General features: G+C 61.0%; 7 protein-coding genes, 1 other RNA gene and 1 pseudogene. 6 read left to right on the top strand and 3 right to left on the bottom strand.

The annotated features are described in order from the left end of the window. Together XBLMG947_RS23815 and htpG are read right to left on the bottom strand one after the other, a co-directional pair. Positions 1-1,911: pseudogene (locus XBLMG947_RS23815) on the bottom strand (hypothetical protein); the annotation flags it as partial. 1,054 nt (positions 1,912-2,965) lie between these two features. Next, positions 2,966-4,870 (bottom strand): molecular chaperone HtpG, encoded by a 1,905-nt coding sequence (gene htpG, locus XBLMG947_RS18185; protein ID WP_065469993.1) that lies wholly within the window; start codon positions 4,868-4,870, stop codon positions 2,966-2,968. Positions 4,871-5,109: 239 nt separating this feature from the next. On the opposite strand from htpG, the gene rsmD reads away from it, so the two are divergent. The 6 genes from rsmD to XBLMG947_RS18145 all read left to right on the top strand — a co-directional run bounded on the left by rsmD (position 5,110) and on the right by XBLMG947_RS18145 (position 9,214). Then, positions 5,110-5,739, top strand: a complete 630-nt coding sequence (gene rsmD / locus XBLMG947_RS18175) for a 16S rRNA (guanine(966)-N(2))-methyltransferase RsmD (protein WP_181093082.1) — start codon at positions 5,110-5,112, stop codon at positions 5,737-5,739. Continuing rightward, complete coding sequence (coaD, locus tag XBLMG947_RS18170) at positions 5,736-6,242, top strand: pantetheine-phosphate adenylyltransferase (RefSeq protein WP_065469991.1); 507 nt, start codon at positions 5,736-5,738, stop codon at positions 6,240-6,242. Before rsmD ends, coaD begins: the two co-directional genes overlap by 4 nt. Before the next feature lie 45 nt (positions 6,243-6,287). After that, a complete protein-coding gene (locus XBLMG947_RS18165) occupies positions 6,288-6,785 on the top strand; it encodes a hypothetical protein (RefSeq protein WP_065469990.1) in 498 nt (165 codons plus the stop codon). 231 nt (positions 6,786-7,016) lie between these two features. Continuing rightward, a complete protein-coding gene (locus XBLMG947_RS18155) occupies positions 7,017-7,301 on the top strand; it encodes a YfhL family 4Fe-4S dicluster ferredoxin (RefSeq protein WP_003489796.1) in 285 nt (94 codons plus the stop codon). Continuing rightward, positions 7,298-9,073, top strand: a complete 1,776-nt coding sequence (ggt, locus tag XBLMG947_RS18150) for a gamma-glutamyltransferase (RefSeq protein ID WP_065469988.1) — start codon at positions 7,298-7,300, stop codon at positions 9,071-9,073. Before XBLMG947_RS18155 ends, ggt begins: the two co-directional genes overlap by 4 nt. 65 nt (positions 9,074-9,138) lie before the next feature. Then, positions 9,139-9,214: non-coding RNA, sX9 sRNA (locus tag XBLMG947_RS18145), on the top strand. A 61-nt stretch (positions 9,215-9,275) separates the two neighbouring features. Here the strand turns inward: XBLMG947_RS18145 and XBLMG947_RS18140 are convergent. After that, a complete protein-coding gene (locus XBLMG947_RS18140; RefSeq protein ID WP_065469987.1) occupies positions 9,276-10,544 on the bottom strand; it encodes a phosphatidylserine decarboxylase family protein in 1,269 nt (422 codons plus the stop codon). Positions 10,545-10,558: the final 14 nt, after the last annotated feature.

Genomic DNA, 10,558 nt, shown 5'->3' with positions numbered 1-10,558 from the left:
AAGCGCGTCGTAGCCGTAAGCAGTGGTAGTGCCACGCGCATCGGTCTGGGTGGCGCGGTTGCCGGCGCTGTCGTAGGTGTAGCGGGTGACGCCAGTGTCCGGGCTGGTGAGCTTCACCAGATCGCCGAAGCCGTTGTACTGGTACCTGGTGTCCAGGCCCTTGGGATCGGTGACCTTGGTCAGGTTGTCGAACGCGTCGTAGTCGAATGTGGTGTTGGCCTCGATGCCGGCCACATCCTGCAGCGTGCGCGAGAGGCGATTGAGCGGGTCGTACTCGCTCTGCGTGGCGGTTGCCAATGCATCGGTCACCTTGGTGGCGTTGCCGTTGGCGTCGTACTCGAAGTCGGTCGGATTGCTACCCGCGGTGGCCTGCGTCTTGAGCTGGCCGAGCTGGTTGTAGACGCGCGAGAGCGTGCGCTTCAAGGTGCCTGAGGCATCGGTGGTGTCTTCCTTGATGCGATTGCCGGCGTTATCCAGCGTGTAATGGACGGTATTGCCCGCGTTGTCGGTGATGTCGGTCAGTCGATGTGCGGCGTCGTAGGTGAAGGCAGTGAACGCGCCATCGGGCTGGGTGACCTGCTTGACCAGGCCGGTGGGCCAGTAGTCGATGCGGGTGATGCGGTCATCGGCCTCGCTGGCCGCATCGGCCCCGCGCACCTTGGTGGCGGTCAGCCAGCCGCGTGCGTGATAGGTGTAATCGGTGACGATGCCGTTGGCGTCCTTGGTGGACAGCGGGCGGCCTGCGCCGTCGTAGGCGAGATATTCGGTGACGCGGCCGAGGGCGTTGGTGACTTTCCAGAGATCGCCTTTGCGATGCGGGCACGCGGCTGGTGCTGCAGCGCAGGTGGCGTCATCATTGGGGTAATAGATGTACTTGGTGCTGTCTGCGATATCAGTGCGTGAGCCGTCGCTGGACAACAATACGCCAACTAGCGGACATGTACCGGCAGTGACATCTGCTATTTCGCAATAGCGCCGGATTGTGACGCGCGCTATGCCACTAGTAGGGTCTAGTCGAGACACAGTTAGCGCCTGACCTCTGGAATTATAGGTCCATAGTGTTTTTGCTACCATTTTGTCCGAAGAATCTTTAATTACCCGCTCGGTCGGGATTTGTAAATCATGATTCCACCCCGTCGAAGTAGTTCGCTTAAATTTAGTTTTTTTAAATGACTCGAGCTTATTGTTTAATAAGCCATCATTAGAGTATTCAAGAATAGTTTCTGTTCCCAGGAAATCCTTCGACGATTTGGGGAACCCGGTTGTGCTATAGCTAATCGATTCGCCTGTGGCGCATGAGGAGCAATTTGATGTCTGAGATGTTAGTTTTCGAACGCCGTTGATCAGGCTGAAGTTCATTTTTTTTACCTCCCCAAGAGGGTAGGTAATTTCTGTTGAAGAATCTTGCTCGCTAACTTTTGTGTACTTATAGGTAATCGCACCCACGGTTCCCGAGTCGACAGCAGGAGAGAGGATCGATTGCGTGGTTAGCTTTATTGAGTAGTCGTAACGGTGCCAAGAGTACCAACTGCCCAATTCGTCAAAAACTTTAAATCCTGGATCGAAAGTATCATTAAATTCATATTTAATCGAAGTTCCATCTTGATGGATGGCTTCGGTAAGTAAGCCTTTCGGTGAATAATATTGAAATTTTATTTTTTCTCCGTCAGGTAGTGTGGCATAGCTTATTTGGAAAGATGGGAGATATTGGAGCGTTAGCTGGCGGCCTTGCGAATCTTTTATGAATAATTGCCTGGTGCTGGTGTTTCGAGAAATCGATACATTGCTGCCGTTTGCATAGCTAACAAGAATCAAATTTCCCGAGGTGTCGTACCGCTCTTTCTCTGTGCCTTGAGATAGCGTCCATTCGCCACTCGCTTCTTCGGTAAGCTTAATTTGGTTGCCATTGATCGCGTGAACCTGGCTCCCGTCATGGTCAAAATATAGTTTCTCACCGGTGGGGCGCGTAGCTATCGCAGAGATGGATGGCGAGTTGACCACCCTGTCTATCCGCATACCATAATTAAAATGCCAGTAACTGCCAAAATTCGGGGTGGCGACCCTCTCTTGGCCTTGGTCGACATAGTCTGTCGTTGGTGAGTAAATTCGTTCAAGCCGGAGAGGGCCATTACTTGCAACAAAGTCGAGTTCTCTCCTTATTTGCCCCCCTGATCCAGGGAAAACCGGATTATTTACTGGGCATGTGTTGTCTTTGTGATTGAAACACCCAACCCAATTGCCGGATGTGTCTAATAGCGCTTCAAAGCCGATAGGGCATCGGAGAGTTCTATCCTTCCGCGCAACAAATGCAATCTGTCCGCCAGGAGTAGAGCACTGGCCGTTGCTATCTCTCGAATTTCCAGAAACTGTGATGAGCCTTAAATCGCTAACAAGTTGACCCTGCTGGTATTGAGGACTTCCACTCCAGCATAGAAAATCTTGCTGAGATGTATAGCCCCAGCCTGTGTCAGAAGTAGACGCAGCTGGACAGCCTGTTCGTTCGCTATAATAATTTTCAGACAACGGGACAATGTTGGATTCATTGGTTGTGGAGTCTCCCCCCTCACACTCGGGACTTGCATAAAGTCCTCTGTATGTTCCGCCGCGTGCTCTGCACCAAGCTGCATAGGCAGCTACGCTTGCTCCCATTCTGTCGCAAAGCATATATTCCCAGTTATCTGCAATGGCAGTACAGACTTTTTCCCGCCCTTGGTAGTGCACTGTGAATCCTGAGCGTCAGCCTTAGGTGATATCGTGAATAAAAAAATGTAAAAATAAATAATTTAATGGTCTTGCGGCTTAGGAATGCATCAATCATAAAAAGTCCTTTTTATTCAAGTTCCAATTAAGGCGTATCGGCGCAGTCGATCATCTTAGAGCAGGCACATCTGAGAGCAGGTTAACATGTTTTTTAAAAGAAAGGCCGGCAATCAGCCGGCCTTGTTTCACTCCCAACGGAAGTGGCTTACACAGACAACTCCAACAACAACTTATTCAACCGCCGCACATACCCGGCCGGGTCCTTGAGGCTATCGCCGGCTGCCAGCGCCGCCTGGTCGAACAACACCCGACTCAAATCGCCAAACCGATCCATATCCTGTTCCGCATCCAGTTTCTCGATCAGCGGGTGGGCCGGGTTGAATTCGAACACCGGCTTGCTTTCCGGGACGGCCTGGCCGCTGGCTTCGAGCAGCTGGCGCATCTGCAGGCCCAGGTCGCCCTGGCCAATCGCCAGGATGGCGGGAGAATCGGTCAAACGGTGCGAGACGCGCACTTCGGCCACGTCGTCGCCCAGCGCGGCCTTGATGCGTGAGGCCAGGCCTTCCTTGGACTTGGCGAGGTCTTCCTGCGCCTTCTTGTCTTCTTCCGAATCCAGCTTGCCCAGGTCCAGGTCGCCGCGGGCCACGTCCACGAACGATTTGCCGTCGAATTCGGTGAGGTAGCTCATCAGCCATTCGTCGATGCGGTCGGTGAGCAGCAGCACTTCGATGCTCTTCTTGCGGAACACTTCGAGATGCGGGCTGTCCTTGATCTGCGCGTAGCTCTCGCCGGTGAGGTAATACAGCTTGTCCTGACCTTCGGCCAGACGACTGACATAATCGGCCAGGCCCACGCTCTGCGCGCCAGTGGTGTCGTGCGTGGAGGAGAAGCGCAGCAGGCCGGCGATCTTTTCGCGGTTTGCATAATCCTCGGCCGGGCCTTCCTTCAATGCCTGGCCGAAGTTGCGCCAGAAGGTCGCGTAGTCCTCAGGCTTGTCCTTGGCCAGCTTCTCCAGCATGTCCAGCGAGCGCTTGGTCAGCGCCGACTTCATCGAATCGACCACGGGGCCGGACTGCAGGATTTCGCGCGAGACGTTGAGCGAGAGGTCCGACGAATCCACCACGCCTTTGATGAAACGCAGGTACAGCGGCAGGAACTGCTCGGCCTGGTCCATGATGAAAACGCGCTGCACGTACAGCTTCAGGCCTTTGGCCGAATTGCGGTGATACAGATCGAACGGGGCGCGGCCGGGCACGAACAGCAGCGAGGTATATTCCAGCTTGCCTTCGACCTTGTTGTGGCTCCACGCCAGCGGGTTGCCCGCGTCGTGCGCCACATGCTTGTAGAACTCCTGATATTCGGCGTCCGTGATCTCGGACTTGGGGCGCGTCCATAGCGCGCTGGCGCGGTTGACCGCTTCCCACTCCGGCTCTGCAGGCTTGTCGGCCTCTTCGCCGTAATGCTCCTTGCGCATCTCGATCGGCAGGCCGATATGGTCGGAGTACTTCTTGAGGATGCCGCGCAGCGTCCAGCCATCGGTGAAGGTGTCTTCGCCTTCCTTCAGGTGCAGCACGATGCGCGTACCGCGCTCGGGCTTGTCGACGCTGGCAACTTCGAATTCGCCCTCGCCACGCGAGGACCAATGCACGCCTTCTTCGGCGGGCAGGCCGGCGCGACGCGAATACACATCGACCTGGTCGGCAACAATGAATGCGCTGTAGAAGCCCACGCCGAACTGGCCGATCAGGTTGGCGTCCTTCTTCTGGTCGCCGCTGAGGTGCTTGAGGAAGTCGGCGGTGCCGGACTTGGCGATGGTGCCCAGATGCGAGACCGCATCCTCGCGGCTCATGCCGATGCCGTTGTCGTCAATGGTGACGGTGCGCGCGTCCTTGTCGTAGTCGACGCGGATCCGCAGGTCGCCGCCGCCTTCCAGCAGCTCGGGCTTGACCAAGGCTTCGAAGCGCAGCTTGTCGGCGGCGTCGGCGGCATTGGACACCAGCTCGCGCAGGAAGATTTCCTTGTTCGAATACAACGAATGGATCATCAGCTGCAGCAGCTGCTTGACCTCGGTCTGGAAGCCCAGCGTCTGCTTGTCGGTTTCAACGGTCATTGGGGTCGTGCTCCGTGGTGGTCCAGGCCGCAACGCGGCCGATGGCCTGGGGGATGAGGCCGTCTTGCGATTTTTCAAGGCGGGGCAGTGCGAATGAGCCCGACGCGGCGGCCGGCGCGGTGCGGGGCAGGGCGGCTGCGCCGATGGCGGCGGTATCATGGCCTGCCATTCGTCTTGCTTCGAGCCATGTCGCCAACCGTGCTACTGCCGTGCTGCACCCGCTCGTCCTCGACAGGCGCATGGCGATGAGCCGCCCGCTGCGGCCAGCGCCGCATGGCGCGGAAGGCCAGGTGCGGATCGTGGGCGGGCGCTGGCGCAATACCCGGCTGGCGGTGCCCACGTTGCCCGGCCTGCGCCCCAGCAGCGACCGCGTGCGCGAAACGGTCTTCAACTGGCTGATGCCGCGCCTGCTCGGTGCGCGTGTGCTGGATCTGTTCGCCGGCTCCGGCGCGCTGGGCCTGGAAGCGGTGTCGCGCGGCGCCGCGCATGCCACCCTGATCGAACGCGACCCCGGCTTGGTGCAGCGCCTGCGCGAGCATGTGACCCGGCTGGATGCCGCCACGCAGGTCCAGGTCCTGCAGGAGGACACAGTGCGCTGGCTGGAACGAGGGCCCGCAGCGCTGGCCGACATCGTGTTCGTCGACCCGCCGTTCTCGGCCGGCCTGTGGCCCGCCGTGCTGGAGCGATTGCCCGCGCATGTGGCGGCCGATGCCTGGCTGTATCTGGAGGCGCCCGCCGCTGCGCCGCCGCCGCTGCCGGCGGGCTGGCATCTGCACCGCGAGGGCGCCACCCGTGAGGTGCGCTATGGGCTGTACCGCCGGGCCGCTGCTACACTGACGAGCGATTCGACCCCGGTAGTCTCCGTATGAGTGTTGCCAATAGCCGCACCGCGGTCTATCCCGGTACCTTCGACCCGATCACCAACGGTCATATCGACCTGGTGAATCGCGCCGCGCCGTTGTTCGAGCGTGTGGTGGTAGGCGTGGCGTATAGCCCCTCCAAGGGCCCGGCGCTGTCGCTGGAGCGCCGCGTTGCGCTTGCACAGGAGGCGCTGGCGGCGCATACCAATGTGGAAGTGCGCGGCTTCGATACCTTGCTGGCGCATTTCGTACGCGAGATGGGCGCCGGCGTGCTGCTGCGCGGCCTGCGCGCGGTGTCCGACTTCGAATACGAATTTCAGATGGCCAGCATGAACCGCCATCTGATCCCGGAAGTGGAAACGCTGTTTCTTACCCCGGCCGAGCAGTACAGCTTCATCTCGTCCTCGCTGGTGCGCGAAATCGCGCGGCTGGGCGGGGATGTGTCCGCCTTCGTGCCGGGATCGGTTGTCGAGGCCTTGCGGCAGGTGCGCGAAGCCCGCGCGCAAGCCTGATCATCTGCAGTTACATCACCACACGCATTTCAAAGGGAGAGTTTCATGAAACACACCATGCGCGCTCTGGCGCTCGCTTCGATCGCCGCTCTGGCGGTCACCGCCTGCAAGAAGCAAGAACCGGCGCCGACCGCGGCCGCCGCTCCGGCTGCGTTGACCGCACCGGCCAAGGACGACAACGCCGGCTGGAAGAAGTACCTGCAGGAAGTGGTCGGCCAGAACCTGGGCACCACCACCAACAGCCCGTTCCTGTACTACTTGCCGCCGGAGTCCGATGCCGAATTTGCCGGCAGCTACGAGCGTCAGCTGGAAAGCGTCAAGACCGCACTCGCCCGTGGCGTGCAGCCAGGCAACATGCTGGCCTTCGGCTCGTCGGCGTCCAGCAAGATGGCTGACCTGGTCGATGCAGCGTTCAAGGACGTGGCACCGGACTCGATGAAGGGTGTGCGCGTGCTGTTCATCGGCAGCGCCGCCGACAACGCACGTGTGCAGACCATCGTCCAGCCCAAGGGCGTTGAATACATTTTCGTTGAAGCCAAGTAATGCCGTACCAGGCCGGATGCGCGGGAGGGCGCATCCGGCCGCGGCGTGGATACCCACCATGCTGCCGAGTTCGCACTCCACCGAAGCCGGCCGTGTCAGGCCGGTGTCCGACAGCGCCCACGGCGTTGTCCATCTGTCGCTGCGCGCGGTCTGCGTCCGGCTGCAGCAGCACATTGCGTTCCAGCGCTTGCGGTTGCAGTGCGCTGTGTCGCGTCGCATCGTAGTACCGATATGTCGCTGAAAATCAACGAGCTCTGCGTCAACTGCGACGTCTGCGAGCCGGCGTGCCCGAATCAGGCGATCTCGATGGGCGAAACCATCTACGTCATCGACCCGGCGCGATGCACCGAGTGCGTGGGCCACTTCGACGAAGCGCAGTGCGTGGTGGTGTGCCCGGTCGAATGCATCGACCCGGATCCGGCGATTCCGGAAACCCATGATCAATTGCTGGCCAAACTGATGCAGTTGCAGCGCGATCATCCCGAACTGTACGAACAGGAGCCTCCCGCCCCGTGAGCACTTTCGCCCGACCTTTCCCCTCGCGTGGCCTGTTGTTGCTGACCTTGGTGCTGGCGCCTACCGCCTGGTGCGCGGATGCCGCCAAGCAGGCGGCGGTTACTGCGCCGGTTGCCGCGCATCCGCCCGGCGCGGCCATCGCCAGCGGCCACGCGCTGGCCACCGCTGCCGGCCTGCAGATCCTGCGCGAAGGCGGGAATGCCTTCGATGCCGCGGTTGCGGTGTCGTCCACGCTGGCGGTGGTCGAGCCGATCAGCTCGGGGTTGGGCGGCGGCGGTTTCTTCCTGTTGCATGACGCCAAGACCGGCAAGGACGTGATGCTGGACGCGCGCGAAACCGCGCCCGCGTCGGCCACCGCAGCGCAATTTCTCGACAAGAAGGGCGAGCTGGACCGCGACCGCTCGATCAACGGCCCGTGGTCGGCCGGCATCCCGGGCCTGCCCGCGGCGCTGGTGGAACTGGCGGCCAAACATGGCCGGTTGCCGCTGAAGCAGTCGCTGGCGCCGTCGATCCGCATCGCGACGGAGGGCTTCCCGGTCTACGCGCGCATGGCCAAGGGGTATGCCTCGCGGCGCGAGGTGATGGAGCGTTACCCCGGCACGCGCGAGGTGTATCTGCGTGGCGGCAAGCCCATTGCCGAAGGCGAGACCTTCAAACAGCCGGAGCTGGCGCATACGCTGCAGCTGCTCGGCGACAAGGGCTTGGACGGGTTCTACAAGGGCGAAACTGCCAACAAACTGCTGGCCGGCGTGAAGCAGGCCGGTGGCCAGTGGAAGGCAGCCGAGTTGGCCGGGTATCGGGTCAAGGAGCGCACGCCGATCCAGTTCGATTACCGCGGCTGGACCATCACCACCGCGCCGCCACCGTCGTCCGGCGGCATTGCGCTGGCGGCGATGCTGCAGATTCTGGAAGGCTGGGACTTGAACACACTCGATGACGTGCACCGCACCCATCTGGTGGTGGAGTCGATGCGCCGCGCCTACCGCGACCGCACCTTCTTCCTGGGCGACCCGGACTTTGTGGACGTGCCGCAGCGCGTACTGACCAGCAAGGACTATGCGCAGGGCCTGCGTGCCACCATCAACCCGGACAAGGCCACGCCCAGCGATCTGCTGTCGGGCAATCCCACGCCGCTGGAAGACGACGAGACCACCCACTTTTCCATCATCGATGGCGAAGGCAACCGCGTCGGCGCCACCCAGACGGTGAACCTGCTGTACGGCTCGGGCCTGATTCCAAAGGGCACCGGCGTGCTGCTCAACAACGAGATGGACGATTTCGCGCTCAAGCCCGGCACCCCGAACGCGTTCGGCGTGATGGGCTATGCCGCCAATGCGCCGAAGCCGGGCAAGCGCATGCTCAGCTCGATGACGCCGACCTTCATGGAATCGGCCGACAAGGCGATCGTGCTCGGTACCCCGGGCGGTAGCCGCATCATCACCATGGTGCTGCTCGGCATCCTGGGCTACGACGCCGGCCTGGATGCGCAGGCGGTCAGCGCCTTGCCGCGTTATCACCACCAGTGGCTGCCGGACGTGATCGACGCCGAGACCAACGCATTTTCGCCGCAGACCGCCACGGGCCTGCAAGCGATGGGGCACGCACTCAAACTGCCCGGCGATACCGCCGAAGGCGGCCGCGGCTCCAGCCATGTGTGGGGCAACCTGCAGACGGTGGAGTGGGACAAGCGCAGCAACGTGCTCAGCGGTGGCAGTGACCCGCGTAATCCCGTGGGCAAGGCGCAAGTGCAGTTGGACGCGCCCGCGCTCTGAGTTGGAGCATCTGATAAAACGACTGCGCATCGGCCAGGCAGGCGCGGTCGATGCGCGGAATCGGCGTGTACCCCATGGACACTGCGGTTCCTGCGCGCCGGCCGCACCCAGCTGACGACCGCTCGCGGCGTTTTGTGAGCCGCCCTAAACCAAGGTGTGACTGGCGTCTGCGAAGGAAGGATAAACAGCGCCGCGCGTTGTTTCATGCAATCACGTTAGCGATCCGTGCGTTGACCGGGATGTTTTTTGCGTCAAGACCGGGTGTCTGCCCATGAAGATCGAATTTCAGGCGCACACCCGGCCGAAACAGCAGGCAATGGGTCGATCCGCCGAAGTGGAACATGCCGAGCGGATCGCCTTTTTTGATGTGCTGACCCTTGTAGACGCCGAGCTCGCACGTGGAGACCACCGCCATGAAGCACATCAAGCCGATGGCTGGATTGTCGGCCTGGAGGTAGATCATCGCGCGCGTGGCGATCTCGGTAATGTAGGCCTGAGAGGAGTTGGGCCCGACCGGGTCGAAGCCTTCGGCAAGCGCTTCTGCGTAGTAGGTGCCAGGTTGTAGATGCGTCTTGACGATGCGACCGGACACCGGGCTATGCCAGCGGTGATAACTGAGCGCATCCAGAAACGCCTGGTAGACGGTGCCCCCTACGAACTGTTCGACGTAGGCATCGTGCGCAAGCATGTGATCGAGCGGGTAGGGCTGCGCCTTGACCCAGAACCGATCGCGTAATTGCACGCCGTGCGCAAGCCGGTAGGGCGCCGATTCGCAGGCGTTGACGATCACCCCGTCGTCGTCGGGCGCGTCGATCGGACGGACGCCGGGCCGGAAGCGGCGGGTGAAAAAATCGTCCCAGGAGATGAATCCGTGATGGGGCGCGGCGGGGTCGCAGACGAACTCGGTTGCGAAGTGGGGCATGGCGGTCTGTGCATCGCGGCCGAACCAGCCGCTGACCGGATCGTGGTTGAGCACGTAGGTCGAATCCGGCGAGGCCAGAAAGCGGACCCATTCGTTGAGCATCGCCCGGAATGCCGCGTTGACCTTCTCGTTCAAAAAGGCGCTGACGCCGCTGCCCGTTTCCATCGGCCAATCGAGAATGGCATTGATCGGGAAGCCCACCAGCCCGGTCTGATTGAACTCCGGTGCACGCGTCATGATGGCGTTGAACAATTTCAGCATCAATTGATAATCGCGCACCTGCGGCGTGCCGGTCCGATCCTGGTTGTAGGGCGGTTTGTGCGGCACCTGCTCGAACATTTGATGGAACAGCATGTAGATCTGGGCGTCGCCTTCGATCAATGCCTGGAAGTCGTCGATGACGGGATGCAAGGGCCGCGGAGCGGCCTTCAGCGTGTCGGCGTCGACCTCGCGCACCAGCGCACTCAGCCAGGTCTCCAGCACGTGTTGATCGCTGGGCAGCCATCGGCCCACCCGATGGGCGATAGGGGGATGCGAAGTGGTCGTCATAGGCTTCTCACAGC

It is taken from the genome of Xanthomonas bromi, assembly GCF_900092025.1.
Classification (GTDB): Bacteria; Pseudomonadota; Gammaproteobacteria; order Xanthomonadales; family Xanthomonadaceae; genus Xanthomonas; species Xanthomonas bromi.
This window is presented reverse-complemented; position numbering and strand designations above follow the sequence as displayed.